Here is a 26,264-nt window from a genome sequence, read left to right on the forward strand (position 1 = left end):
GATGAAGATCATCGCCTATGACAACTTCAAGCCCGGCGTCACCCTCGACGATTTGAAACCCTATCTGCGTGATGAGGTGTCGAATGTCTGGCGGCTGTGGAAGGCAGGCATCGTGCGCGAAAACTATGCGCGCGCCGATGTCGGCGGCGTCATCATCGTCTTCGAACTCGACAGCGTCGAGGAGGCCAGGCGCTATACGGATGACTTCCCGCTGTCGAAGGCAGGGCTGCTCGAATGGCATTTCCTCGCCTTCGACCCGGCACCCTTGCCGCTCGAATATCTGTTCGACCCCAGCGTCGACATCGCCCAGCCCTGGGATCGGACCGCGGCATGATCCGGTCGAGCGAAGGCATCGAAATCCCCGCCAAGCTGGCCGAATGGTGCGATCCGCACCGCATGGCGCTGGTGGTCTACGACATGCAGGTCGGCATCTGCCGCCAGATCGCCGGCGCGGCCGATATCGTCGAGCGCACCGGCATCGTGCTCGAAGCCGCTCGCTCGGCCGGCATGCGGGTGGCGTTCACGCGCCATCTCTCCTTGCCGCGCAAATGGATGGGCGCCACCCAATTGCGCACCGCCATGGCCTGGCAGCGGCGCGACAGCCCCGACGCGGTCGAGCCGTGGTTTTTGCGCGACGCCGAAGCGACCGGGATCGTCCCCGAACTGGCCCCCCGCGCCGACGAAGCCGTGTTCGACAAGCTGACCATGTCGGCCTTCGATTCCACGGCGCTTGGCTTTGCGCTCAGCGATTGCGGCGTGCGCGCCGTCGCCCTTGCCGGCATCGCCATGGAGATCGGCATCGAGCCGACCGTCCGCCAGGCGACCGACAATGGTTTTACGGCTCTCCTGATCGAAGATGCCTGCGGCTTCGGCAACCGGCAAGCGCGCGACCGCTCGATAGCGACGCTGCGTTTCCTCGGCGAAGCCGTCATCACCGATGTCGCCGGCTTCTGCGCCGCGCTGGTCGCTGCGGCGTGAGGGACCGAATTTGTCAGGCCGCCGCCTCGATATCACTGCGGAAGCGCACGCCCTCGGCGCGGCCATGCACGCTGCCCCAGTCGTAAAGCGCCTGGAGTGCCGCGGCCAGATCGTGGCCGCGCTTGGTCAAGGCGTAGCGCGCCTTGCCGTCGGGCGACGGCTCGAGCACGACGAAGCCGATCTCGACGAGATCGGCCAGCCGCTGCGTCAGCATCTTGTCGGAGAGCGAGGGGATCATTCGCCGCAGCTCGGAATAGCGCAGCGGTCCTTGCTTGATCCGCGCGATGATCACCGTTTTCCACTTGCCGCCGAGCGCGTCGAGCGCGAACTCGACCGGGCAGCCATAGAGTCTACCGCGTTGTGTCATGCCGCCATCGTAGGCAAGGCGCTGCGGCGACGGAAGCGGAATTTGCCCGGCCATGTGGCCAGATTGCCGGGCCCTGCTTTGTCGGCGACAGTTTCATAAGGGAGAGCAGAGATGAGTGTCAGGGATGCCAATCCGGTCAATGCGCTGAGGCCAAAGCGTGTGGCCATCGTCATCGCCAATCCAGCCATATCGACAACGACCGGCTGGCCGGTCGGCTTCTGGTGGAGCGAACTGACGCATCCCTGGTTCGCCTTCACCGAGCGCGGCTATGCGGTGGAAATCTTTTCGCCCGACGGCGGCGGATGCGAGGCCGACGCGCTGAGCGACCCGCGTGATCCCTCGGGCTATTCCGAAACCGATCTCATCTCGCTCGGCTTCCTGTCGAGCCCGAAACTGGCGGCCCTGGTCGAGACCACGCGGCCGGTGGCCGAGATCGATGTCGACGGCTTTGACGCGATTGTGGTCGCCGGCGGCCAGGCGCCGATGTTCAGCTACGACCGCGCGGAAACATTGCAGCGAACCTTCGTCGCCTTCCACGAGGCCGGCAAGGTGGCCGCCGCACTCTGCCACGGCACCGCGCTGCTGCGCTATGCCAGGCGCGCCGATGGGTCGCTGCTTGCCGCCGGCAAGACGGTGACCGGTTTCGCCAATGCCGAGGAGGACTTCGCCGACAGGGCGACCTGGGAGATGGGCGCGCTCGAGCGCGGCAAGCATCTGATGCCCTGGCGCATCGAGGACGAGTTGAAGGCGATCGGTGCCAATTATGTCCAGGCCGGGCTGTGGCGCGGCTTTGCCGTGCGCGACGGCAATCTGATCACCGGCCAGCAGAATTTTTCCGGCGCCGAGACCGCGCGCCTGGTGTGCGAGGCGCTGGGCGGCTAACCCAGCAACTGCTTGCTCAGCCGCGCGCACTGGACGCGGATATCGGGAATGGCGTCGATCTCGAAGAAGGTGCCGCGCGTCAGCGGGCCGACGGCGAGGATCTTTCGGGAGACCGTGCCGTCGCCGGCGATGATCTCGCAATTGGCCGAGACGTCGAGGCCGATGCGCATCGGATCCGGCCGCGCGAGCCCGCGGTCGACCAGCGAGCGCACCACGCTGTTCGACGAGGTCGAAATGTCCCTGACGATGCCCGAACAGTCATAGATACGGGCGACGTCGAAAGTCTCGACAAGCTGGCTGTGGCGCGACTGGACGTCGACGGCGAAAGCCTCGTTTGGCGTGATGCCGACGACGCGCCCGGCGACAAGCCGGATGCGGCCGGATTGCACGGCTTGCGTCACCTTGGCGTAGACCTCGGGCGCCATGCGATGGCGGTGGATGTCCCACCAGGCCTTGGTGTGTTCGACGAAGCGGCGCTTGGCGGAAGCCGGCCAGTTCTGCCAGATCTTCTGGTTGAACGGCCTGAGGCCGTCGACCACGTCGCGCCAGTCGATGCCGGCCTTCTGGTTCTCCCGGATCAGGTCGCGGAACCAGCCGACGAAATAGGAAAGCTGGGTGCCGAGCGGGATGTCGGCGACGTCGAGCTTGATCGGATTGCCCTTGCGGTGCGGCGACGGCAGCAGGCCGCGCCGCGACACGGCGACGATCTCACCCGTGTGGCCGCGCTGTTCCAGCGCCAGGAACGCGTCGACCATGCTGAGGCCGGTGCCCAGCACCATGACACGGCTTTCGGGATCGAACGCGGTGTCGGCCTCCGAGCCCATGCGGATCGCATGGCCCTGCGCCGGCTGTTCGTCATGGCCGGTGGCGAGTATGGCAAGATGGGCGACGACGCTGGTGCCGTTGGCCAGCGCCACCTCGACGCCGGACGGGGTCGGCGTGATCGACAGGCTCTCTTCGTGGATCAGGCGCAGCCGACCGGTCGGCTGTTCGCGCGCTTCCAGGTCGTCGAGCAACTCGCCGAGATAGCGGGCATAGAGGCTGCGCGGCGCGTAGAAGGGTGTCTGCGGTGTCTGTTCCGGGTCCACCAAGCCACGCCCCTGCAGCCAGCGCCAGAAATTGCCGGGATCGTCGGCATAGGCGCTCATGCCGGCGGCGCTGACATTCAAGACATGCGCCGACAGCAGCGTCGAATAGGCGATGCCCTGGCCGAAATGCGGGCGCTTCTCGATCAGCGTGACGCGCAGATCCGGATTGGCTGATTTCAGGAGATGCGCGGCCATCACGACGCCCGAGGCGCCGCCGCCGACGATGATGATGGAACTGATCGAATTGGCGCGCCCGCTCATGCGCGCACCTGCGCAATGCGAGGCGTCAGGCCTGGACCTTCACTGGCAGGTCGTCGATATCCCTCGCGACCGTAAGGTCGTCGAGACCAATGTCGCGCATTTCGGCGAGGCTGCGCTGGTCGAGCACCTCGGCGATCGCCTGCCGGACCTCGAGCATCAGATGTCGGACTTGGCATGTCGCCTCGTTGCAGTCTTCACAGCGCTGATATTGTGTGCGGCTGGCGCAGGGAATTGGCGCCAGCGGCCCGTCGAGGACGCGCACGACATGGCCGACCTTGATCTCGTCGGCCGGCCGCGCCAGGCGGTAGCCGCCGTCCTTGCCCTTGCGGCTCTGGACAAAACCGGCATTGCGCAGCTCGCCCAATATGGCGTCGAGAAATTTCTTCGGGATGTTGTTGCCGGTCGCGATGTCGTTGACGAAAGCCAGCTGCCCGGCCGGCATGTGCGCCAGGTGGACGAGCGCCTTGAGGCCGTACTTGCCTTTTTTGGTGAGCATTGACCGAACGTTTCTCTGTCATGCGATGGCACGAGGCCATCCGTTGCGAAACGCCTGGCGAGCCTCCCCGCCGCGCCCAAGCATCCATGACACATAAATTCTAGTGACATGATATACAAGCCAAGAAACGTTGAATTTGCTGCGTTTTCAAGCCGCAATAGCCATTTTGTCAGGCTTTTGTGCCATTAAGAGCACAGAACTGCACTGCGACGGCGACAAAGCGATAAATGGTTTCCCGCAGACCAGCCGTGCCGCGCGCAGGGTCCCGCGGCGCCGGAAGCCGATGCATGCCGCGAGCGATCCTGGTGATGGGGTACCTCGCTCATCGTCGCCTCCAATCCCTCATGTCGATAAGGATACTATACTTACCCTCGAACACGCGGAACGGCTTGTCAATTCCGTTGGCTGTTTGAGGCATGGATTTGCGTGGCAATCGCAAAGGCGAAAATTGTCGTTCGTAGGTGACGACGCCGACGGTTGTCGAACTGCCCGCTCGCGGAGCGTCATTCCCATTCACGTCGAGGTGACCATCGGAGGAGGGTGACGGCCGCTGCAGCCGCCCTATGCGCTCCGACGATCCGCCACCGGCAGATTTTTTCCAACAAACCCACCTTCGTTGGAAGGATTTAACTCTACAAGAACGATAGAATTAGCGGACTATCATAGGGCAATCCGGTTTTCTCTGTTTCATGGAGCCCTTTGATGTCCACCATTTCGCGACGCATCCTCCTCCTGTCGTCGGCCGTCCTTGCCGGCGCCGTCCTCCTCAGCCCCGCTTCGGCCGATGATCTGAAGATCACCATCGGCTACCAGACGGTGGTCGAACCCTCTAAAGTGCCGCAGGCCGACGGCGCCTATGAAAAGGCCACCAAGGCGACGATCGACTGGCGCAAATTCGATTCCGGCGCCGATGTCATCGCCGCGGTCGCTTCCGGCTCGGTCGATATCGGCTATGTCGGTTCGAGTCCGTTGGCGGCGGCGGCAAGCCGCGAATTGCCGATCCAGACCATCTTCGTCGTCGGCCTGATCGGACCGTCCGAAGCGCTGGTCGCGCGCAACGGCGCCGGCATCGAGAAGGTCGCCGACCTCGCCGGCAAGAAGGTCGTCGTGCCCTTCGTCTCGACCACGCATTACAGCCTGCTTGCCGCTCTCAAGCATGAGAATGTCGATCCGAAGTCGGTCCAGATCCTCAATCTGCGGCCGCCCGAAATCGCCGCCGCCTTCGCCCGCGGCGACATCGATGCGGCCTATGTCTGGGATCCGGCACTCGGCCAGATCAAGACGAGCGGCAAGGTGGTGCTGGATTCCTCGCAGGTCGCCGCGTGGGGCGCGCCGACCTTCGACGCCTGGATCGTACGCACCGATTTTGCACAGAAGAACCCGGAGGCCGTGCGCGACTTCGTCAAGGTGACGGGCTCGGCCTATGCCGAGTACCTCGCCAAGCCCGACGCCTGGTCGGTGTCCTCGCCGCAGGCCGGCAAGATCGCCAAGCTCACCGGCGCCAAGCTGGAAGAGGTGCCGGAGCTGCTGAAGGGCTATGTCTTCCCGACCCTCGAAGAGCAGGCCTCCGACAAATTCCTCGGCGGCGGCACGGTCAAGGCGGTCGCGGCGGCCTCGGCCTTCCTGAAGGAGCAGGGCAAGGTCGACGCCGTGCTGCCGGACTATTCGAAATATGTGACGTCGAAATACGTCACCGAGGCGCTGGCCTCGAACTGAGCGCCTGACGCCACCTGAACGCGCGCGCGGATCTCCTTCCCTGACGCCGCGCGTGCCTGCCCCGGAACCGCTGACGAGGCGCGGTTTCGGGGCGGGCTGATTTCCCTCTGAGAGGCCCCATGCCGCATCTCGTGCTCGACAAGATCTCGATCCACTATGACGGCCAGCCGGCACCCGCCGTCGAGCGCGTGTCGATCGATGTGGCCGGGGATGATTTCGTCGTCCTTGTCGGCCGCTCCGGCTGCGGCAAGACCTCGCTGCTCAATGTCGCCGCCGGACTGGTCACGCCGGCGCGGGGCGCCGCCACGATCAACGCCCGGCCGATCACGGCACCCGGTTCGGATCGCGCCGTGGTGTTCCAGAACGATGCCTTGTTTCCCTGGCTGACCGCACGCGAAAACGTTGCCTTCGCGCTGCGCCTGCGCGGTGTCCGGCCGGTGGAGCGGGCGCGGCGCGCCGACGAGCTTCTGGCACTGGTCAAACTCGGTGATGCCGGCGACAAGCGCATCTGGGAGCTCTCCGGCGGCATGCGCCAGCGTGTCGGCCTTGCCCGCGCGCTTGCCGCCGAACCGCAATTCCTGCTGCTCGACGAGCCGCTCGGGGCACTCGACGCGCTGACGCGCGAGCGCATGCAGACGACGCTGCTCGACCTCTGGACGGCAAGCCATGCCGGCGTGCTGATGGTAACCCACGGCATCGAGGAGGCACTGGTTCTCGCCACCCGCATCGTCGTGCTGGCGCCGGGCCCCGGCCGCGTGGTCCGGACCTTCGAGCCAGGCTTCTCCAGGCGCTACGCCGCCGGCGAGGCCATCCGCGCGATCAAGGCCGACCCGGCCTTCGCCGCGGCGCGCGGCGAACTGACCGACGCCATTTTCGAGGGAGAAGCGGCATGACGATCTCCTCCTACACCGAGCGCGCCGGCCACAGGACCGAAGAGGCCGACCGCCTGTCGGTGCCATGGTCGCGGCCGAGCCCGAAACACAAAGGCGTCTCGGCGCGCGTGATCAGCGCGATCACAATCCTGGCTGTGCTGGCGGCGTGGATGCTGTCGGCCCGCCTGCAACTGGTGTCGCCGGTGTTCCTGCCCTCGCCCGTCGCGGTGTGGAACAAATTCATCGTCGTCATCAACGACGGCTTCGTCGACGCGACGCTGCTGCAGCACACTGTTGCCAGCCTGGGCCGGGTGTTCGCCGCATTGGTCGTCGCCATCCTCGTCGGCGTGCCGGTCGGTCTTGCCATCGGCATCAGCACGGTCGGCCGCGGCATTTTCGATCCGCTGCTGGAATTCCTGCGGCCGATCCCGCCGCTGGCCTATCTGCCGCTGGTCATCATCTGGTTCGGCATTGGCGAGCCGTCGAAGATCCTGGTGATCGCCATCGCCATGCTGGCGCCGGTGGCGCTGTCGACTGCGTCCGGCGTTCGCGGCGTCTCGCAGGAGCGCATCAACGCCGCGCGCTCGCTCGGCGCGACCAAGCGCCAGGTGGTTCGCCACGTCATCCTGCCCAGTGCGCTGCCGTCGATCCTGACCGGGCTGCGCATCGCGCTCGGCGCCGGCTGGTCGACGCTGGTCGCGGCCGAACTGGTGGCCGCGACGCGCGGGCTTGGCTTCATGATCCAGTCGGCGGCGCAGTTCCTGGTCACCGACGTGGTGATCATGGGCATTCTGGTGATCGCGGCCATCGCCTTCGTGCTCGAATTCGCCATCCGCCGGATCGAGCGCGCGCTCGTCCCGTGGGCGGGACGGGAATGATCAACCGCAAGCGCAGGAGAATGACGATGACGACCCATTCCACCGCAGTGCTGTTCGCCCATTTCGGCGCCTGGCTGCTCGGCCTTGCCTCCGACGACAAGGCGGCGAGGCAGGAGCGCTCGCAGGCTCCGGTCCAATTCCCAGCCAGCCGCGACCGCCTGCCGCCGCGCGACGAGAGTTTCTACTGGGCCTGGCAGTATTGGTCGCAGTGAGGGCCAAGGAGCTTCGCTCTGTATCGCTAACTCTTTGTTTTTGAGCCAATTCCGGGACGGAAAACCGCTCACACTTTTCCTGGAATTGCTCGGGGACGAACACTTTAGCACCGCGTCAGTTCCGCAGCCTGTACCCGGTCCTGAAGATCCAGGCGACGATGGCGATGCAGACGGCCAGGAAGACCAGCGTCATGCCGAGGCTGATGCCGACCGAGACGTCGGCCTTGCCGTAAAAACTCCAGCGGAAGCCGCTGATCAGATACACGACCGGGTTGAACAGCGTGATCGTCTTCCAGATGCCCGGCAGCATGTGGATCGAATAGAAACTGCCGCCAAGGAAGGTGAGCGGCGTGACGATCAGCAGCGGCACCAGCTGCAGCTGTTCGAAGCTTCTCGCCCAGATGCCGATGATGAAGCCGAACAGGCTGAAGGTCACCGCCGTCAGCACCAGGAAGGCGATCATCCAGAACGGATGATCGATGCGGAGCGGCACGAACAAAGAGGCGGTGGCCAGGATGATCAGGCCGAGGATGATCGACTTGGTCGCCGCGCCGCCGACATAGGCGATGACGATCTCCAGATAGGAAACCGGCGCCGACAAAAGCTCGTAGATCGAGCCGACGAATTTCGGAAAGTAGATGGCGAAGGAGGCGTTGGAGATCGACTGCGTCAACAGCGACAGCATGATCAGACCCGGCACGATGAAGGCGCCGTAGCTGATGCCGTCGATCTCGGTGATGCGCGAGCCGATGGCCGAGCCGAAGACGACGAAGTAGAGCGATGTCGAGATGACCGGCGAGATGATGCTCTGCAGCACGGTGCGGAAGGCACGCGCCATCTCGACCCGGTAGATCGCCCATACTGCACGGAAATTCATGGCTGCGCGCAGGGTCATGGCTCTCTCCTCACCAGATTGACGAAGATCTCCTCGAGCGAGCTGTTTTGCGTGTCGATGTCGCGGAACTGGATGCCTGATGCCTCGAGGTCGCGGATCAGCGAGGCGACGCCCGGCCGCTCGGCCTGGTTGTCATAGGTGTAGGTCAGCCGCCCGCCATCCGGCGATAGTTCCAGCGCGTAGCGCGAGAAGGCTTCCGGGATCGCCGCCAGCGGATGGCGCAGCTCCAGCACCAGCCGCTTGCGGCCGAGCTTGTGCATCAGCTCGGCCTTGTTCTCGACCAGGATGATCTCGCCGCGGTTGATGACGCCGACGCGATCGGCCATCGCTTCCGCCTCCTCGATATAGTGGGTGGTGAGGATGATGGTGACGCCATCCTCGCGCAGCCGGCGCACCATCTCCCACATGTCCTGGCGCAACTCGACATCGACGCCGGCGGTTGGTTCGTCGAGGAACAGGATGCGCGGCTCATGCGCCAGCGCCTTGGCGATCATCAGCCTGCGCTTCATGCCGCCCGACAGCGTGATCGCCTTGGCGTCCTTCTTGTCCCACAGCGACAGATCGCGCAGCACCTTCTCGACGAAACCGTGATTGGGCGCCTTGCCGAACAGGCCGCGGCTGTAGTTGACCGTCGCCCAGACGCTCTCGAAGGCGTCGATGGTCAGTTCCTGCGGCACCAGGCCGATCAGGCTGCGCGCGGCACGGTAGTCCTTGCCGATGTCGTGACCGTCCACCGTGACGGTGCCGGTCGACCGGTTGACGATGCCGCAGACGATCGAGATCAGCGTTGTCTTGCCGGCGCCGTTCGGCCCGAGCAGCGCGAAGATCTCTCCGCGCTGGATGTCGAGATTGACTTCCTTGAGAGCGGTGAAGCCGGTGGCGTAGGTCTTGGAGACCCCGGAAATGGACAGAATGGAGGGCATGGGCTGAAAACGGCTGCCTGAAAGAGGTCCCCTGATATAGGCCGAATGTCGTCGCGCGCAACCGCAAGTCAATTGCGTTGCTGACAGTTCTGGTCAGCCAGTGCGGGAAGCGCCTGGAGACGAGCCGTATGAACCGGTAAAATTGTCCTGTGGCGTTCAGCCTCGCGGCAGGACGCCGCTTTGACCAACTCGCATTACGGGCATACGCTGCCGCCAGCAAATAGCAGCCGGAGCCCGCCATGGACCCGCTCATACTGTCGCGCATCCAGTTCGGCGCGAATATTTCGTTTCATATTCTGTTCCCGACGATCACCATTGCACTTGGCTGGGTGCTGCTGTTCTTCAAGCTGCGCTACAACGCGACCAACGATTCCGCCTGGATGCGCGCCTATTTCACCTGGGTGAAGGTGTTCGCGCTGTCCTTCGCCATGGGCGTGGTCTCCGGCGTCACCATGAGCTTCCAGTTCGGCACCAACTGGCCGGGCTATATGGAAACGGTCGGCAACATCGCCGGACCGCTGCTGGCCTATGAAGTGCTGACCGCCTTCTTCCTCGAGGCGGCCTTCCTCGGCATCATGCTGTTCGGTTTCCGCCGCGTCTCCAACCGCGTTCACACGCTGGCGACGGTGCTGGTCGCCGGCGGCACCACGCTGTCCGCCTTCTGGATCATCGCGCTGAATTCCTGGATGCAGACGCCGGCCGGCTTCGAGATGATCGACGGCAAGGCGCATGCCGTCGACTGGTGGGCCATCGTCTTCAACCCGTCCATGCCTTACCGGCTGGTGCACATGCTCCTGGCCTCGGGGCTGACGGTCTCGTTCCTGGTATCGGGCCTGTCGGCGCTGCGTTATCTCAACGGCGACCGCTCGGAATCGATGTGGAAGGCGCTGCGCACCGGCGTCTTCACCGCCGCGACCCTGATCCCGATCCAGATCTTCGCCGGCGACCAGCATGGGCTGAACACGCTGGAGCACCAGCCGCAGAAGATTGCCGCCATGGAGGCCAACTGGAACACCGGCCCCAACGTGCCGCTGGTGCTGTTCGCCCTGCCTGACGAGGCGGCCAGGGAAAACCGGTTCGAGATCACCATTCCCGACGGCGCCAGCCTGGTGCTGCGGCACTCGACCAGCGGCGTGGTGCCGGGACTGGACGCCTTTCCCGGCAACCATCCGCCGGTCTTCCCGGTGTTCTGGGGTTTTCGCATCATGGTCGGCACCGGCCTGTTGATGCTTGCGGTCTCCTGGTCGGCCGCCTTCTTCCTCAAGCGCCGGCACAGCCTGCCGAAGCCGCTTGCCATGCTGATGGTGCCGATGGGGCTGTCGGGCTGGCTGGCGACGCTGGCCGGCTGGTACACCACCGAGATCGGCCGCCAGCCCTGGCTGGTCACCGGCGTGCTGAAGACCGCCGACGCCGTCGGCCCGGTGGCCGGCAGCCATGTCGCGCTGACGCTCGCCATCTACCTCATCCTCTACGTGCTGTTGCTGATCGCCTATCTCGGCGTTCTGGTGCATCTGGCGCTGAAAGCGGCGAAGGATGGTGATTCATCACCACTGCCGGGCGTCATGAAAGCAGCCATGTCGCAACCGGCGGCTGGGGAGTAAGAAAAATGACCTTCGACTGGCCCACCGCTCTCCCCCTCATCTTCGCCGGCCTGATGGGGCTCGCTATCTTGATCTATGTCATTCTCGATGGCTTCGACCTCGGCATCGGCATCCTGTTCGCCTTGGCCGGGGACGCAGAGCAGGACACGATGATCGCGGCGATCGGTCCGTTCTGGGACGCCAACGAGACCTGGCTGGTGCTGGCCGTCGGCCTGCTGCTGGTCGCCTTCCCGATGGCGCATGGCGTCATCCTGACCGCGCTCTACATTCCCGTTTTCGTGCTTTTGGTCGGGCTGATCCTGCGCGGCGTCGCCTTCGATTTTCGCGCCAAGGTGCCGAGCGGCAAGAAACACCGCTGGAACCGTATTTTCTTCGTTGGCTCGGTCATCGCCTCGCTGGCCCAGGGCTATATGCTGGGCGTCTATGTGCTCGGCCTCGATGTCGGCCTTGGCGGCGTGGCGTTCGGCGTGCTGGTGGCGTTCTGCCTGGCCGCCGCCTACGCTGCGATGGGGTCCGCCTGGGTGATCTACAAGACCGAGGGCGATCTGCAGAAGAAGGCGGTGCGCTGGCTGCGCACCGCGCTGGTGCTGACCGCGCTCGGCATGGCGGCGGTGTCGCTGGCAACGCCTTTCGCCAGCCCGCGCATCTTCGACAAATGGTTCGTCTGGCCGCAGATGCTCTATCTCTCGCCGCTGCCCATCCTGTCGGCGCTCCTGTTCCTGTGGCTGTGGCGGCAGACCTTCCATCTGCCGAAGCCCGACGACCGCCATGCGCTGACGCCGTTCCTGACGCTGGCCGCCATCTTCACACTCGGCTTTGCCGGCCTCGCCTGGTCGTTCTACCCGTTCGTCGTGCCCGACAAATTGACCATCTGGCAGGCGGCGTCGGCCACCGAAAGCCTGGCCATCATCCTGGTCGGCACGGCGGTGGTGCTGCCGATCATCATCTTCTATTCCTTCTATGCCTACCGGGTGTTCGGCGGCAAGGCGACGGATCTGACCTATGATTGAGGTGCCGGCCGTTCAAACTGGCCTGCCGCCTTCAGATCAGCCCGCTGTCACGGGCCGCCGCCGTGGCCTCGCCGCGTGAGACGGCATCCAGCTTGCCCAGCACGGCCGAGACGTGGTGATCGACCGTCTTGGGTGAAATGGCGAGATGCTCGGCTATGCGCTTGTTGGAGAGACCGCGCTCGATCAGCTGCAGCACTTCCATCTGGCGCTGGGTCAGGCCGGCGCTGTTGGCGCGCGTGGCGCGGCGCGGTCCACGCGCGATGCGGATGACGCCGTTTCGCCGCATGATGTCGCGCACATGGCTCGCGACCGGCCGAGCGCCGAGCGCCTCAAGGATCTCCAGCGCTGCCCGCTGTGCCGCCTCATCGCCCTGTGCGAGCGCCAGGGCGCGTTCGTAAGGCGCGTCGAGTTCAGCCCACGCCGTGGCCGCTCCCCGCCAGTCGCCGGCCAGGAACATCCGGTAGGGCGCGGCCATGCCTGATGTGTCGTCCGGATCTGCATCGGGTGCCAGCATCCGCCGCCAGCAGGCCAGTTCGGCGAAGACCGCCCGGGTCGGCGACATGCCCTCGGCAAGGCCGATCAGCCGCAGCGCCTCGTCCTTTTCCGCCTCCCCAAGCCAGGCCAGTTCGGCCATCACAGCCGCGTAGGGCAACAGCCGCTGCAGTTCGGCGCCCTTCTCCAGAAACCGCTTCATCTCCGCCAGGAGCGGCTCTGCCGAGGGGTCGCCGCGGCGGACCCTCAGCCGCGACAGCGCTACGAGGGCGGGATAGCGCACCAGCGCCGTCGCCCGGTCGTTGGCAATCACATCCAGCGCCTCGGCAGCCGCGTCATCCCAGCGTCCGTTGCGCACCAACAACTGGGCCCGCACGCCACGCATGTAATCGCGCCAGGTCGCCAGATCGTTCTCGACGCAATAGTCGATGCCGCGATCAAGGAAGGATTGGGCCTGGCTGTAGCCCAACTGGTTCATCTCGCTACAAGCGCAGTTGGTGAAGGCCCGCGCGGCATGTTCCTGAAAATTCTGCTCGAGCGCCATTTCGAGGCTGCGGGCAAGATGCAGCCTGCTGCTGCTCAGGTCCAGCCACTGCTCGGCGGCGCCGACATTGTTGAGAGCATGGCAAACGACTTCCGGCCTGTTCAACCGTTCGGCGAGTTCGATGGCCCTGGCGCCGAGCGACAAAGTCTCGTCCAGCCTTTCGGCCAGCATCGCAAGCTGCGAAAGGTTCGAATAGGCCATGGCAAGTTCGGTGCTGGCCGGAACGGTTTCCAGCAATGCGGCCGCCTGGGCGCCGAACATGTCGGCTGCCTGTCGGTTCCCCAGAAGATAGGCGAAGCGCGATAGCCATCTGAGGCTGTCGCCTTCCTTCAACCTGTTGCCAAGCGCCTGGTGCAACACACGTGCCTGTTCCTGCGCCTTGATGGCCTCGTCTATGCGAGCGATCAAATGGCACTCGAACGCATATTGCTCGTAAAGGCCAGCGCGCTCATCTTGCGGCAAGCTATCGGCCTGGCGCAGGGCAACCTCGTAGTAGCCGGCGGCGTCGCGATGGGCACCGACACGCGAGGCCTCCCGCGCCGCAACCGGTGCGAACTCACGCACCGATTGCAGATTGTGCGCCTCGACCGCATGGTGGACGAGGCGCGCGGTGGCGACACAACCATTCTCGAGCAGCGCCGACAGCGCACGCTGATTGAACAATCTCCTGGAACTCGTCGTCAGCATCATCTCGATGGCGCGGCGCGCGATCTCATGTCGGAAGGCGTAGCCGTCGCCGAGATCGTCGAGCAGGCCGTTTGACACGCATTCCGCCAGCTGGCCGGCAGCCGCGACGCCGCACAGGCCCTGCAAGGCCCATGCGTCGGCGCGTCTGGGAAACACCGAAACTGCATCGAGCATCGAGCGGGCGCCGGCCGACAGCCGTTCGGCCCGTGCGACAACGGCGTCGCGCACGCTGGCAGGTGGCGTCATCTCATTGTCCGCGCACAAAAGCTCGGTAACGAAGAAGGCATTGCCCGCCGTCGCTCGGTAGATGGCATCGCCATCACGGCCGGCGGCATTGGCAAGCGAGAGCACCGCCGCCTCGCTCAGCAGTGGCACATCGATGCGCACGACGTTGCCGGCGGGGATTTCGCCGAGCGCGCGGCGCACGCGCATCTGCCCTTCGCTACGGTCGGTGCGCGCCGTCAGGGCGAGCAGGATGTGGGTGTTGGCGATGCGGCGCCCGAGGAAGCGAACGAAATCCAGTGTCGCGTCGTCGGCCCAGTGCAGGTCCTCGATTACCAGGAGCGTTGGCTGCGTCCTTGCCTCGAAGACTCCCAGCGCGTCCGAAAACAGGGGCAACCTCTGCCCCTGCCGGGCGTCGACCGCCTGCGGCATCGCCCATTGCGCCTCGCGGGCAAGATCGTAGAGCGGGCCGAGCGGATCGGGGATCGACAGATCCTCGCAGGCGCTGCGGAAGATGCGCGTGCCATCGGCAACCCTGCCAACGAAAGCCTCGACAAGCGCCGACTTGCCGGCGCCTGCCTCGCCCGATAGCGCCACCACGTGGCCGCGGCCAATCGCGGCCTCCGCGAGAAGTTCATCCAGCTGCGCCAGCTGTGTTTGCCGTTCCAGAAGCATCATCATACGCCCAGAAAGGATTGTGTTTCGGCGGTTCCCCCGACGCCCGCCAGAAGCGTCCAGGACCATGACCGACAATGTGACCCTCCACACATTGCGGTGCAACCTCACACATAACGTCGCCAGCATAGGGAATCTTCCCACAAAACATAGGGAAAGGCTCCGATGCGCGTCCATGGCGAGCGTGGTCAATGTCCGGCACGCTCAAAATCGAGCGTGAAACCATGGAAAAGGAAAACCAATATGCCTCGCTATGTGGTTGAACGCACATTTCCCGATGGCCTCAGCGTGCCGATGAACGATGTCGGCGCCGACGCGCTTGGCGGCGTCATCATGCGCAACGCCGAGAAGGGCGTAACCTGGGTGCAGTCCTTCGTCTCGCCGGACAAGAAGCAGAGTTTCTGCATTTATGATGCGCCCTCGCCGGAAGCAATCCGCAGCACTGCGCAGAAAAACGCGCTTCCGGTCGACAAGATCACGGAGGTGCGGGTTCTTGACCCTTACTTTTACCGTTGATCGCGGCAATGAGCATCCAACTGCCCTTCGCGGCGATGGCAGCCTGCCTGACAACGCGTCCAGCGAAGTGCTGGCGGTTTCGAGACCAGTCGGACGAGGCCCGTTACTGGGCCGGCTTTTCCAGGGGCTTGCCGCCTTGCTGTTGGCGCCATTGCGCTCGAGTCGGCGCCGATTGCCACCGCAGGACGATCATCTGAGGCGCGACATCGGCTTGCCGGAGCTCGTGGAACTGCCGCAATACTGGGACTTCATCCGGTCAGACAGATGATGCCCAGCCCAGACTTCGCAGCGGGGCGGCTGTCCCCGCGCGTAATGGGGCGGGTGGCATGCCGGCTGGCTCCAGCGGCGCGGGGAGCTTTGGCTCCCCGCGCATTTTTCCCACTGGTTTCCTGCTGTACCCGAAAACGCTGCAAGCGCTTGGGTGCTGTGGATCAATTGCTCGCCGACAGCACCAGCACCGGCTTCTCGCTGTACAGCGCCGGGAACAGCTGCTTCAGGTTCGCCACCTTGGGCAGGTCGTTGTAGACGATGTAGGGATAGGTCGGGTTCAGCGTCAGAAAATCCTGGTGGTAGTTCTCGGCCGGGTAGAAGGTCTTGCCGGTCTCGATCGTGGTGACGATTCGTGCCGGATAGAGCTTGGCCTTGTCGAGCTGGTCGATATAGCTCTGCGCGATCTTCTTCTGCGTGTCGTTCTCGGCGAAGATCGTCGAGCGGTACTGGGTTCCGGAATCCGGGCCCTGGAAGTTCAGCTGCGTCGGATTGTGGGCGACCGAGAAATAGACCTGCAGCAGCTGGCCGTAGGTCACCTTCGACGGATCGTAGGTGATCTCGACGGATTCGGCATGCCCGGTGCGGCCGGTGCCGACGGTCTCGTAGACGGCGTCATCCTTGGCGCCGCCGGTGTAGCCGGAAACGGCCTTGCTGACGCCCTTGACGTGCTGGAACACGCCCTGCACGCCCCAGAAGCAGCCGCCGGCGAAGATCGCCGTCTCGCTGCCCGGGGCCGCCTTTTCGTCCATTGCCGGCGGCGGGATCACCACCGCGTCCTCGGCCGAGCGGGCCGGGGTCTGCCAGAAGGCCGCCGCCGCCGCAAAACCGAGCACGGCCAGCGCGCCGCGGGTAAAGAACGGCCGTGTCTTTTCGATACCGGTCATGTTCAGATCTCCTGTTATTGTTCCAATATATACGACACGAGCCGCCAAGAGCTTCTCAATTTGCCGTGCGGGCGGCCCCCCCGCCGGCACTCCCCATCATCCGGCCCTTCGGGCCACCTTCTCCCCGAGGGGGAGAAGAGAAGAAATGGCGCCGGCGCTCACAGTCTCCTCTCCCCGCCGGGGAGAGGTCAGCCGAGCGAAGCGGAGGCTGGGTGAGGGGCAGCCGACCTGGCTTACTGTGCCGGCTTCATCGCGTCGGTGGCCGGCTTCATCGCATCCGCCGCCGGCTTCATGGCATCCGCCGCTGGCTTCATCGCATCCGCCGCAGGCTTCATCGCATTGGTTGCCATCGGGTCGGCGGGCTTCATCGCGTCGGTCGCGGGCTTCATGGCATCCGCCGGCTTCATCGCATCCGTCGCCGGCTTCATGGCGTCGGTGGCCATCGCATTGGCGGGCTTCATGGCGTTGGTCGCGTCGTCGGCACGGGCGCCGGCGACGAAAACGGCGGCCGAAAGCGCGAAGGCGAGCGCCGGCAGGGTCAGGTACTTGGTCATCAGGAGTCTCCTTGGGTTTTGGCGCGCAAGCGGGCCGGGTGATGCGTTGCCGCTGCATGCGGCCCCGCGCGAAGAGAAAGAAAAATCAGTTGGTCGCGGCGGCCAGGATCGGCCCGCCGCCCGGAGACTGCACCAGCACGGCGGTGCTCAAGCCAGCGGAGGCGGCGGGCAGCGCATAGGCGGTGGCGTCGCCGGTCCAGCTGCCGAGCCTTTCCAGCGCATGCACGACATTGGCATGCGGCAGCGTGCGGCCGGTGTTTTCGCCGCGCGCCACCGGCACCTGCACGACGCCCTTGGCATAACGCACCAGCCAGACATCGGCCTTGCCGCCTGGTGCGGCACCTGCGCCGATCGCGACCTTGCCGCCCTCGAGCGACAGCGTGGGGCCGCCGGTCTTGCCGGTCGTGGAAATCAGATGTTCGATCTCGCCCGGTGCCGCGCCGACGACATCGGCATGGCCATTGACCACGACCTGCGGCGTGAACGGGCCGTCATGGCCGAGCGGCGGCTCGTAGGAAACCTGGCGCTGGGTGAACTCCTGTTTCCCAAAAGTGTCCTTCCAACCGAGATAATCCCAGTAGGTGACGTTGAAGGACAGCGCCAGCACGCCGGGCTGGTCCTTGACCTTGATCAGATTGGCATTGGCCGGCGGGCAGGACGAGCAGCCCTGGCTGGTGAACAGCTCGACCACGCTGAGCGGCTGCGCGGCGGCGGCACCGAGCGAGGCGGCGAGCGCCAGCGCTCCCAGGCTGGACAGGGCAATGAACTTTGAGGCTCTCGGCATGGCTGGGCTCCGTGGGGGCGGCGCTGCGATGCGCCGGTCATTCCCCCACTTCGCCGCCATTTGCCGCTTCGTTACAGCGCTCACCGGTTTGTGATTGGAGCGCGCCTCGCCAGGCCTACGCGAGTGGCCCGAAACGCCACAGCGAGGTGTAGTGCATGATCGGCCGCTCAAACCTTGCGCCCGCGGCGACAAACAGCTTTCCCGCGTCCAGCATGGGCTGGAAGGTGTCGAGCTGCCTGGCGTGCTCCAGCGTGTCCCACACACTGGTGTTGATCAGCGACGCTGTCGCCTCGTCCGCGCCGGCGTAGAACACGAGCAGCCCCGGCAGTGCCTCGATGCCGGGCCGAAGCTCCGCCTCGGCGTCCACCATCATCGCTCGCAACGACGCGAACTTCGCTGCATCGCAGCGCAGGATGGACACACGCAGCACGGATTGAGGCATCGGGTTCTTCTCCAGGAGTTGACGTGCCCACGCTAGGCCACGCCGACCCCGGCCGCCAATACCGTGCCCAATCAAGATTGAGTGCGCATTGAGCCTGCTCTTCCCTTCTCCCCTTGTGGGAGAAGGTGGATCGGCGCGCAGCGCCGAGACGGATGAGGGGTGGTCCAGCGAAGTGAGGCGTTGGCGTTCCCTGGAGCGCACCCCTCATCCGTCGCCTTCGGCGACACCTTCTCCGACAAGGGGAGAAGGAAGAGTGCTCTTACCGCCAGGGCTGCAGACTGGTGTCCCTTACATAGGCGACGATCGTGTCGCAGACGGCGTTGAGGTCTTTCAGGACCTCGTCATTCCAGAAACGCAGAATCCGAAAGCCCTTGGCCTCGAGTTCGGTCTTGCGGATCTGATCCGTGTCCGACTCCGCATGTTGGCTGCCGTCGATCTCGATGATCAGTCGAGCTTCGGGACAAACGAAATCGGCGACGTATTTTCCTATCGGGGCCTGGCGCCGGAATTTTATCCGGTCGAGCCTGCGGTCGCGCAGCTCCTGCCAGAGCTTGCCTTCCGCTTCCGTCATCTCGCGCCGGAGCGAACGGGCAAATTTACGCTTGGCTTGGGTGACGGGTTGATGCGGCATGGCGCCAGATTAGCCAGACGGCGTTCCGTCTAACACCCCTCATCCTTCTCGCCGCTACGCGGCGATCCACCTTCTCCCGCAAGGGAGAAGGGAAGCCGCGTCTGTGTTACTGCGTCAGCGCCGTCAGCGACGGCCGCTGGTTGACGTCGCACTTGCCGCTGATGTTGTAGACGAAGTCGGCATTCGTATAGTCCGCGGGAAGGGTTGTACCGCCGTCTTCCCAGGCCTGGTAGCTGGTCTGCGAGCAAGGCACGACGCTGAAGATGTCAATCAGCTTGCCGGCGTCAACCTCGATCAAAGGCGTGGGTGTGGTGCCCAGATAGAGGTGGTCGGAGGTGGTGGCGTCGTTCGATTTGAACGTCGCCTTGGTGCCGGTCGTGACATCCATCTGCAGGTAAAGCTGGCCCATCTGGCTGACGTCGACGGCGGCGCCGGCACCGGTGGCCGGCACGTTGACGGTGACGCAGGTGGTCTGGAAATAGACCGTCTTGCCGCTGTTGCTGTCGTACTGCCCGGCGCTCAGGATCGCGCCCGACGGAGGGCTGGTGAAAGCGGCCGTCGAGCCGATGGTGGAACACGTCTGCGTCTGGACCACCGTCGACGTCGAACCATTGACAAGCGATGTCGTCGTCGTGCCGTAACCCTTCGGTTCCGTCATGGAATAGGACTTGCCGTTCACCTTGTATGAATAGGTGTAAGGCGAATAGACATAGCTGGCCGTCATCAGTTTTTGCGGCGTCGTCGCGCCGAAGTTCGTGCCGTAAAGCGTCATCGTCTTGTTCCAGTAACCCGACACCTTGTCGATCTTGAACGTCGCCTGCACCAGGCCGGGCGCCTTGTTGACGCCCGAGGTGACGCCGATCGGCACGCTGTTGATCCTGGCGATGGTCATGAAATTGGTCGGCATGGCAAAGCTGGCCGAGGTCTGCGCGGTGACGGTGCCGTCGGCGGCGGTGTTGTAGCTCACCAGCGTCGTGGTGCCATTGCCATTGTTGGCGGTGAAATTGTCCTGCAGCGCCTGCTGGCGGGCCGTCTGCGTCGTGCTCGGCGGCAGCGTGGTGATGGCCAGCGTCGCGGCATCCAGCGCTTCCTGCATGTTGGAGCGGGTCTGGACGGCATCGGTGTAGTCGACGGAGAAGCCGACGGCGGCGATCAAGGGCACCAGGCTCAGGAAAAACAGCGGCATCATCGAGCCGCTGCGCGAACGGCCAAACCCGCCTGCAACTTTCAGCATTTTCTTACCCCGCGGATATTAGTGATGGCGCATATACCACGCGGCGGCAAACCAAGGTCTAAACGGATCGATCAAAGTTTAAGCATCTGTGGCCGCCGGGCTGGTGTTCACCGCTTTGTGACCGCCGGGGCAGCCCCCTGCGCCGCAAGCGGGCCGCTCGACCGCGCGACGCAAAATCGCCATAGGCGATTGCCGTGTGACGAGGGGGGCGATCGGCAGTTCCAGCCTTACTGCGTCAGCGCTGTGTCCGAGGGCCGCTTGTTGAAGTCGCACTTGCCGGTGACGTTGTAGAAAAAGTCGGCATTTGAGGACGGAGTGGGCACCGTTGTGCCGCCGTCTTCCCAGGCTTGATAGCTGGTTACGCCACAAGGCACGATGCCGAAGATGTCGACCTTCGTCCCGGTCGCGGTCTCGACCAGGGAGTTCGCGTCCACCCCGCTGAAGAGTCGGTCGGAGGTGCTCGCATCGTCCGATTTGAGGTATTGCGGGTTGCCCGATGGCACGTACATCTGCAGAGAGAGGCCACCCATCTGGCTGACATCAATCGCAGCGCCAGCGCCGTTGGCCGGATACATGGTGTTGACGCAGGTTGTCGAATATTTCCTGGTGCCACTGGTCTGGAGGATCGCATCGGCGGGCAGACCGGTGAAAGTGGTCACGCTGGCGGTGGTGCAAACTTGCGACTGGACGAGCGTCTTGATGTCTGCGCCACCATTGTTGGTGATCGTATACACGTTCGTGGTGCCGTAGCCCTTCGGATCCCCGAAGCGGTTATAGGTATACTCGATAGACATCAGCGGCTTGGCCGCCGTCGCTGCAAATTGGGTGCCGTAGAGCGTCATCGTCTTGTCCCACCAGCCCGACACCTTGGAGATCTTGAAGGTCGCATTGACCAACGCCGGCGGCTTGCTGACCGCCGCCGTGACGGCAACCGGCACGGAGTTGATCCTGGCGATCTTCATGAAAATGGTCGGCATGGAGAAACTTGCCGAGGCCTGGCCGGTGGCGGCGGCGGTGGTGGTACCAGCCACAAAACTGTTCAGCGTCGCAGTGCCCTGGCCACCATTGGCGATGAAGGAATCCTCCAGCGCCGTCTGGCGCTGCGCCAGCGTCGAGGTGGTGTCCATGGAGGTGATCGACAGCAGCGCGGCATCCAGCGCCTGCTGCTGGTTGGACCGGGTTTGGATCGCGCTGGTATAGTCGACCGCGAAGCCGACCGCGGATATAATCGGCACCAGCGTGAGAAAGAACAATGGCATTATCGAGCCGCCGCGCGACTCCAGGAACCTGACTGCAACCCCCCGCATTTCCTGCCCCTTTTTAACGCACCATCCGGCAGAGCTAACATACGGTTCTAAAATTATGCTCTAATGCGTTTGGTTAAAGTTTATCGATATTCCCGCAATTCCGCCGAAATGATCGGCAAAGGCCGCCGCTTGCCGCCGCTTTCCACCCCTGCTAAAGCGCGCGGATGAGCACGCCCCTCGACCACATCCGAAATTTCTCCATCGTCGCCCATATCGACCATGGCAAATCCACGCTTGCCGACCGCCTGATCCAGCTGACCGGCGGGCTGGAGCTGCGCGACATGAAGGAACAGGTGCTGGACTCGATGGACATCGAGCGCGAGCGCGGCATCACCATCAAGGCGCAGACGGTGCGGCTGAAATACCGTGCCAACAATGGCGAGAACTATATCCTCAACCTCATCGATACGCCCGGACATGTCGACTTCGCCTATGAAGTGTCGCGTTCGCTCGCCGCCTGCGAGGGCTCGCTGCTGGTGGTCGACGCCTCGCAGGGCGTCGAGGCGCAGACGCTCGCCAATGTCTACCAGGCCATCGACAACAACCACGAGATCGTCGTGGTGCTGAACAAGGTCGACCTGCCGGCCGCCGAGCCCGAGCGCATCCGCGAGCAGGTCGAGGAGGTGATCGGCATCGACGCTTCCGGCGCCGTGCTGATCTCGGCCAAGACCGGGCTTGGCATTCCCGATGTGCTGGAGGCCATCGTCCACCAATTGCCGCCGCCGCGCGAGGGCGATGCGTCAGCACCCTTGAAGGCCATGCTGGTCGACAGCTGGTACGACGCCTATCTCGGCGTCATCGTGCTGGTGCGCATCATCGACGGCGTCTTGAAGAAGGGCCAGACCATCCGCATGATGGGCACCGGCGCCAAATATCTGGTCGAGCGCACCGGCGTGTTCACGCCCGCCCGCATCAATGTCGACGAGCTCGGCCCCGGCGAGTTCGGCTTCTTCACCGGCTCGATCAAGGAAGTGGCCGACACCCGCGTCGGCGACACCATCACCGAGGACAAGCGCGCCACCGCGCATGCGCTGCCCGGCTTCAAGCCGGCGCAGCCTGTGGTGTTCTGCGGCCTGTTCCCGGTCGACGCCGCCGATTTCGAGGATCTGCGCGCCGCCGTGGGCAAGCTGCGCCTCAACGACGCGTCCTTCTCCTATGAAATGGAAACCAGTGCCGCGCTCGGCTTCGGCTATCGCTGCGGCTTCCTTGGCCTCTTGCATCTGGAAATCATCCAGGAGCGGCTGGAGCGCGAGTTCAACCTCGACCTGATCGCCACGGCACCCAGCGTCGTCTACCGGCTGCTGCTCAATGACGGCTCGGTCAAGGAACTGCACAACCCCGCCGACATGCCCGACGTGGTGAAGATTTCGGCGATCGAGGAGCCGTGGATCCGCGCCACCATATTGACGCCCGACGACTATCTCGGCGGCATTCTAAAACTCTGCCAGGACCGGCGCGGCATCCAGGCCGACCTCTCCTATGTCGGCAAGCGCGCCATGCTGACCTACGATTTGCCGCTCAACGAAGTCGTCTTCGACTTCTACGACCGGCTGAAGTCGATCTCCAAGGGCTACGCCTCGTTCGACTACCACCTCACCGACTATCGCGAGGGCGATCTGGTGAAGATGTCGATCCTGGTCAATGAGGAGCCGGTCGACGCGCTGTCCATGCTGGTGCACCGCACGGCGGCCGAAAAGCGCGGCCGCCAGATGTGCGAGAAGCTGAAGGAGCTGATCCCGCACCACCTCTTCAAGATCCCGATCCAGGCCGCGATCGGCGGCAAGGTCATCGCCCGCGAAACCATCTCCGCCCTGCGCAAGGACGTGACCGCCAAATGCTATGGCGGCGACGTGAGCCGCAAGCGCAAGCTGCTGGACAAGCAGAAAGAAGGCAAGAAGCGGATGCGGCAGTTTGGGAAGGTCGATATCCCGCAGGAGGCGTTTATCCAGGCGCTTAAGATGGGGGACTAAGCGGTCCGGCCTTCGGCCGGACGCATCGACCCGGTGGGTCGATGCGAGCGCAAGTCCGGGTGGGAGCTGCCGCAGGCAGCGGGTCCCACCCCGGGGTTGCGGCAGTGCGGTGACCCTGTTTGGCGCGCTTCGCGCGCCAAGTCATCGATCCGGTGGATCGATGACAGGCTTCGAAAGTGCGGCGCTGGAGCTGCCCGGTGGAGATTATTCGCAACACTCCACGCACCCTTGCATTGTCTACCCCCCATTGTATCGTTACCTCATTCTCGGGGGACATCGCCTTTTCATGCGCAAATATGGAATTCCGGCCCTTTCGCTCTTTCTTGACTTCCTCTGGATCAACACCGCCATCACGCTGACCATCTATCTGCTGCCGACACTAACGGAAGCCGCATTTGGCGGACCCATGCCATTGTCGGCGCAGATCGTGGTCTCGCTGGTCCTGCTCTCGATCGGCCGTGTGCTGAACCTCTCGCTCGGCGACTATCTGCTTTCCAAGGCCGTCGCAGAATGGGACGCCGGCGGCCGGCTCCGCCAATGGCCGAACCTGCTGCTTGGGACGATCGGATTCCTGTCCGGCCTCAAGGAGCTGGAGCGCTGGACGGAAGCCGGCAACGGAATACCGTTCCTGTTCATGGTCGAGGAAACACCGCTCAAGATAGTCGTCCTTGTGATCTATGGAACGCTCTATGGGTTGGGCGGCATCTTGCTGCTGCGGTTCGCAGCCGGTGCAAAGCTGCTCAACGGAGCCTTGCTGGCGGTCGGCGCCGTGGCGATGGCAATCAACATCCTGTTCTACCATGACGCCATGGTTGCCGCGATCATCGCGCGCAATGAAAACCAGGGCCGGGAGATCACCGTGGAAGCCGCCGAGCGCGCCGTGGCGCTGTCGCCCTATGGTTTCGTGCTGCTGGGTGTGATGGCTGCGGTGCTGTATTTTTGCCGGGAGCGGCGGGCGGGGGTGTGAAGCGGAAGTGCTGTTGCTATGCAATCAGGGCTACAAGTGCATGCGCCAGTTCGGCAAGGTGGATATCTTCGATAGCGGGCCCCCCGGCAGCGTTTGGAAGGCGATTATTCGATGCTCAAGCGCCTCTCTCGGCCTCGCCATCGGCGGCGCTCTCGGCCTCGCCGGCACCTTCGTCGCCAGCGCGCCGCTGCGCGAAACGCTCTGGACGATCGACGGCGTGGCGCTCGTCGTTGCCGCAGCACTCCTCACCATGAAATACCAGCGGCTGGGTAATAATTGCGTCACCGCCGGGTCCTGACCGTCCTTGCCGGCGAGAGTCGCAATCGGAACCGTATGTACGAAGCCGTACCAACCCTGGGTTGGTTGCTCGCCTGGCACCGGGGCGGTAGAAAAATCGGGCGGCGGACGTTTATCAGTTCGCCAGTGGCCGGCGCGGGCTCAGGCAATTGCCCACCGGCATTTGCGCCGGCCATTTCCCCACCGCTGTATGGTGCGCGGATTGCCCGGCGATGCGCCCGAGGCGGATCCAGCTTTGCGCTTGCACCGCCCCTCGACAACGGCTTTCAGAACACCTCGCCCTGGCGTATCCTCCGCACGGCTTGGGGGATTTCAAATGCGCACCACCTCGGACACCGTCGCCGCGATCGGCCTCGCCATCGGCGGCGCCTTCGGCCTGGCCGGCACCTTCGTCGCCAGCGCTCCGCTGCGCGAAACGCTCTGGACGATCGACGGCACAGCGCTCGTCGTCGCCGCCGCGCTACTGACCATGAAATACCAGCGCCTCGGCAATGACTGCGTCGCCGCCGGCTTCCTGACCTTCCTGGCCGGCGAGAGCCTGCTGCTGGCCGGCAATGCGGCGGGCCTGCAGGCCAGCGTGCCTTCCTATGTCGGCGGCATCTCGCTCTGGGCGGCGGGGCTGGTCCTGGTCAGCGCACCGAGCACGTTCGCCCTGTGGATGCGGCTCACCGCGCTCGTCGCCGCCCTGCTGTTTGTCGTCTCGGCCGGCATGATCCTGTGGGGCGCGCCCTTGCTGCCGACCTCGGCGCCGCTGCCCGCCGCCGGCTATCCGTTCCTGGTGCTGACTTTTATCGGCTGGATCTGGACGCTGCTGAGGCCGGCCCGGTGAGCGATGGCGGGCGCTGTTGCCTTCCCCCACAAGGGGGAAGGAAGACGGCGGGCGCAGCTGCCGGGCCCAGCCTATCGACTCCGGCCGAACTCAGGCTCAAACTCGTGCAATGGCCGCGCCGCTCGAAATCCGCAACAGCGCCACGGGAAAGATCTTCCCGGCGGTCGGGCCGGTGCTGATCGGCACGATGTTCGGTTTCGGCGCGCTGCGCGGCTTCGTCTCGGGCGCGGATGGCGGCTGGGTGCTGGTGATCGCGCTGATTGCACTGGGATGCCTGGGACTCGGCTATGTCATCGCGCGCGGCGCCTTCGACAATTCGGTGAAGGTCGTGCTGGACGCCCGTGGTTTTCGCGACCGCCGCGCCGGCGACGTGCTGGTGCCCTGGCGCGACGTGCGCGGCGTGCGCCTTGTCGCCGGCGGCAAGGGCTCGGCGATGCTCAATTTCGAGCTCGCCGGGGAACTTCCCGACGCGATCAAGTTTGCGCCGGCCAACACGCTGGACCGGGTGCTGCCCTTCGCCGGTAACACCGTGCACATGGAAATCTCCTCGCTCGACGTGCGCGGCCAGGACATGATCGAGGCGATCAGGATATTCGCGCCGCATGTGAGGATCACAGGTTAGCGGGCGCCGACCTGCGATAGGCACGTGCCAGCGGGGCCTCTATCGTCAATCGTGGCCCGGCTTTGGCTTCATTGAGGGCGTCCCCCGCTCCGTCCCCGCTTCGCCGGGCCACCTGCCTGGCGAGCCACTGGTCTCGCCCGTCCTTCGGACCAGCCGAC

At 64.5% G+C, this 26,264-nt stretch carries 28 protein-coding genes; 15 read left to right on the forward strand and 13 right to left on the reverse strand.

The window, feature by feature from the left end; all coding sequences use genetic code 11:
- Position 1 precedes the first annotated feature (1 nt).
- The gene (locus ACWGS8_RS29875) at positions 2-334 is read left to right on the forward strand and encodes a hypothetical protein (RefSeq protein WP_454584300.1); all 333 of its coding nucleotides are present in this window, start codon (positions 2-4) and stop codon (positions 332-334) included.
- Positions 331-978, forward strand: a complete 648-nt coding sequence (locus ACWGS8_RS29880) for a cysteine hydrolase (protein WP_454584301.1) — start codon at positions 331-333, stop codon at positions 976-978. Before ACWGS8_RS29875 ends, ACWGS8_RS29880 begins: the two co-directional genes overlap by 4 nt.
- 13 nt (positions 979-991) lie before the next feature.
- On the opposite strand, the gene ACWGS8_RS29885 is transcribed toward ACWGS8_RS29880, so the two are convergent.
- A complete protein-coding gene (locus tag ACWGS8_RS29885; protein WP_454584302.1) occupies positions 992-1,345 on the reverse strand; it encodes a winged helix-turn-helix transcriptional regulator in 354 nt (117 codons plus the stop codon).
- A gap of 111 nt (positions 1,346-1,456) precedes the next feature.
- Between ACWGS8_RS29885 and ACWGS8_RS29890 the strand changes: the two genes are divergently transcribed.
- Positions 1,457-2,227 carry a type 1 glutamine amidotransferase domain-containing protein gene (locus ACWGS8_RS29890; protein ID WP_454584303.1) on the forward strand — a complete coding sequence of 257 codons (771 nt, stop codon included), beginning with the start codon at positions 1,457-1,459 and terminating at the stop codon, positions 2,225-2,227.
- Here the strand turns inward: ACWGS8_RS29890 and ACWGS8_RS29895 are convergent.
- Positions 2,224-3,576 (reverse strand): FAD/NAD(P)-binding protein, encoded by a 1,353-nt coding sequence (locus tag ACWGS8_RS29895; RefSeq protein WP_454584304.1) that lies wholly within the window; start codon positions 3,574-3,576, stop codon positions 2,224-2,226. The two genes, ACWGS8_RS29890 and ACWGS8_RS29895, sit on opposite strands and share 4 nt — an antisense overlap.
- Positions 3,577-3,601: 25 nt before the next feature.
- Entirely contained in the window at positions 3,602-4,072 is a 471-nt protein-coding gene (locus ACWGS8_RS29900; RefSeq protein WP_454584305.1) for an RrF2 family transcriptional regulator, read from the reverse strand.
- 702 nt (positions 4,073-4,774) lie between these two features.
- On the opposite strand from ACWGS8_RS29900, the gene tauA reads away from it, so the two are divergent.
- The 4 genes from tauA (at position 4,775) to ACWGS8_RS29920 (ending at position 7,750) form a co-directional block, all read left to right on the forward strand.
- Positions 4,775-5,788: a taurine ABC transporter substrate-binding protein gene (tauA, locus tag ACWGS8_RS29905; protein ID WP_454584306.1), complete on the forward strand. Its 1,014-nt coding sequence runs from the start codon at positions 4,775-4,777 to the stop codon at positions 5,786-5,788.
- Positions 5,789-5,907: 119 nt separating this feature from the next.
- Positions 5,908-6,681, forward strand: a complete 774-nt coding sequence (locus tag ACWGS8_RS29910) for a taurine ABC transporter ATP-binding protein (protein ID WP_454584307.1) — start codon at positions 5,908-5,910, stop codon at positions 6,679-6,681.
- Positions 6,678-7,538 carry an ABC transporter permease subunit gene (locus ACWGS8_RS29915; RefSeq protein WP_454584308.1) on the forward strand — a complete coding sequence of 287 codons (861 nt, stop codon included), beginning with the start codon at positions 6,678-6,680 and terminating at the stop codon, positions 7,536-7,538. The genes ACWGS8_RS29910 and ACWGS8_RS29915 overlap by 4 nt, the downstream gene beginning before the upstream one ends.
- A 20-nt stretch (positions 7,539-7,558) precedes the next feature.
- Complete coding sequence (locus ACWGS8_RS29920; protein ID WP_454584309.1) at positions 7,559-7,750, forward strand: hypothetical protein; 192 nt, start codon at positions 7,559-7,561, stop codon at positions 7,748-7,750.
- Positions 7,751-7,865: 115 nt separating this feature from the next.
- On the opposite strand, the gene ACWGS8_RS29925 is transcribed toward ACWGS8_RS29920, so the two are convergent.
- Positions 7,866-8,627 carry an ABC transporter permease gene (locus ACWGS8_RS29925; protein WP_454584364.1) on the reverse strand — a complete coding sequence of 254 codons (762 nt, stop codon included), beginning with the start codon at positions 8,625-8,627 and terminating at the stop codon, positions 7,866-7,868.
- A 14-nt stretch (positions 8,628-8,641) separates the two neighbouring features.
- Complete coding sequence (locus ACWGS8_RS29930) at positions 8,642-9,568, reverse strand: ABC transporter ATP-binding protein (protein WP_454584310.1); 927 nt, start codon at positions 9,566-9,568, stop codon at positions 8,642-8,644.
- A 239-nt stretch (positions 9,569-9,807) separates the two neighbouring features.
- Here ACWGS8_RS29930 and ACWGS8_RS29935 point away from each other — a divergent pair, with 239 nt between their 5' ends.
- Positions 9,808-11,169, forward strand: a complete 1,362-nt coding sequence (locus tag ACWGS8_RS29935; RefSeq protein ID WP_454584311.1) for a cytochrome ubiquinol oxidase subunit I — start codon at positions 9,808-9,810, stop codon at positions 11,167-11,169.
- Positions 11,170-11,174: 5 nt separating this feature from the next.
- Positions 11,175-12,179: a cytochrome d ubiquinol oxidase subunit II gene (locus ACWGS8_RS29940; protein WP_454584312.1), complete on the forward strand. Its 1,005-nt coding sequence runs from the start codon at positions 11,175-11,177 to the stop codon at positions 12,177-12,179.
- 31 nt (positions 12,180-12,210) lie between these two features.
- On the opposite strand, the gene ACWGS8_RS29945 is transcribed toward ACWGS8_RS29940, so the two are convergent.
- The gene (locus tag ACWGS8_RS29945; protein ID WP_454584313.1) at positions 12,211-14,802 is read right to left on the reverse strand and encodes an ATP-binding protein; all 2,592 of its coding nucleotides are present in this window, start codon (positions 14,800-14,802) and stop codon (positions 12,211-12,213) included.
- A 240-nt stretch (positions 14,803-15,042) separates the two neighbouring features.
- Between ACWGS8_RS29945 and ACWGS8_RS29950 the strand changes: the two genes are divergently transcribed.
- On the forward strand, positions 15,043-15,315 hold the full coding sequence (locus tag ACWGS8_RS29950; protein WP_027047569.1) for a DUF4242 domain-containing protein: 273 nt from the start codon (positions 15,043-15,045) through the stop codon (positions 15,313-15,315).
- Positions 15,316-15,746: 431 nt separating this feature from the next.
- On the opposite strand, the gene msrA is transcribed toward ACWGS8_RS29950, so the two are convergent.
- The 7 genes from msrA to ACWGS8_RS29985 all read right to left on the reverse strand — a co-directional run bounded on the left by msrA (position 15,747) and on the right by ACWGS8_RS29985 (position 21,421).
- The gene (gene msrA / locus ACWGS8_RS29955; RefSeq protein ID WP_454584314.1) at positions 15,747-16,469 is read right to left on the reverse strand and encodes a peptide-methionine (S)-S-oxide reductase MsrA; all 723 of its coding nucleotides are present in this window, start codon (positions 16,467-16,469) and stop codon (positions 15,747-15,749) included.
- A gap of 233 nt (positions 16,470-16,702) precedes the next feature.
- A complete protein-coding gene (locus ACWGS8_RS29960) occupies positions 16,703-17,023 on the reverse strand; it encodes a hypothetical protein (RefSeq protein WP_019862212.1) in 321 nt (106 codons plus the stop codon).
- A gap of 85 nt (positions 17,024-17,108) precedes the next feature.
- The gene (locus ACWGS8_RS29965; protein WP_454584315.1) at positions 17,109-17,807 is read right to left on the reverse strand and encodes a DUF1223 domain-containing protein; all 699 of its coding nucleotides are present in this window, start codon (positions 17,805-17,807) and stop codon (positions 17,109-17,111) included.
- A gap of 115 nt (positions 17,808-17,922) precedes the next feature.
- Entirely contained in the window at positions 17,923-18,249 is a 327-nt protein-coding gene (locus ACWGS8_RS29970; RefSeq protein WP_454584316.1) for a hypothetical protein, read from the reverse strand.
- Between the two features lie 259 nt (positions 18,250-18,508).
- A complete protein-coding gene (locus ACWGS8_RS29975; RefSeq protein ID WP_454584317.1) occupies positions 18,509-18,880 on the reverse strand; it encodes an endonuclease domain-containing protein in 372 nt (123 codons plus the stop codon).
- Positions 18,881-18,986: 106 nt separating this feature from the next.
- Entirely contained in the window at positions 18,987-20,114 is a 1,128-nt protein-coding gene (locus ACWGS8_RS29980; protein ID WP_454584318.1) for a TadE/TadG family type IV pilus assembly protein, read from the reverse strand.
- A gap of 227 nt (positions 20,115-20,341) precedes the next feature.
- Positions 20,342-21,421: a TadE/TadG family type IV pilus assembly protein gene (locus tag ACWGS8_RS29985; RefSeq protein WP_454584319.1), complete on the reverse strand. Its 1,080-nt coding sequence runs from the start codon at positions 21,419-21,421 to the stop codon at positions 20,342-20,344.
- 164 nt (positions 21,422-21,585) lie between these two features.
- Between ACWGS8_RS29985 and lepA the strand changes: the two genes are divergently transcribed.
- The 5 genes from lepA (at position 21,586) to ACWGS8_RS30010 (ending at position 26,106) form a co-directional block, all read left to right on the forward strand.
- Positions 21,586-23,391 carry a translation elongation factor 4 gene (gene lepA / locus ACWGS8_RS29990; protein WP_454584320.1) on the forward strand — a complete coding sequence of 602 codons (1,806 nt, stop codon included), beginning with the start codon at positions 21,586-21,588 and terminating at the stop codon, positions 23,389-23,391.
- A gap of 286 nt (positions 23,392-23,677) precedes the next feature.
- Positions 23,678-24,358, forward strand: a complete 681-nt coding sequence (locus ACWGS8_RS29995) for a hypothetical protein (RefSeq protein ID WP_454584321.1) — start codon at positions 23,678-23,680, stop codon at positions 24,356-24,358.
- A gap of 40 nt (positions 24,359-24,398) precedes the next feature.
- Positions 24,399-24,656, forward strand: a complete 258-nt coding sequence (locus tag ACWGS8_RS30000) for a hypothetical protein (protein WP_454584322.1) — start codon at positions 24,399-24,401, stop codon at positions 24,654-24,656.
- A gap of 315 nt (positions 24,657-24,971) precedes the next feature.
- Positions 24,972-25,484, forward strand: a complete 513-nt coding sequence (locus tag ACWGS8_RS30005) for a hypothetical protein (RefSeq protein WP_454584323.1) — start codon at positions 24,972-24,974, stop codon at positions 25,482-25,484.
- A gap of 109 nt (positions 25,485-25,593) precedes the next feature.
- A complete protein-coding gene (locus ACWGS8_RS30010; RefSeq protein WP_454584324.1) occupies positions 25,594-26,106 on the forward strand; it encodes a hypothetical protein in 513 nt (170 codons plus the stop codon).
- The last annotated feature ends 158 nt before the right edge of the window (positions 26,107-26,264 follow it).

It is taken from the genome of Mesorhizobium sp. 43Arga, from assembly GCF_053714255.1.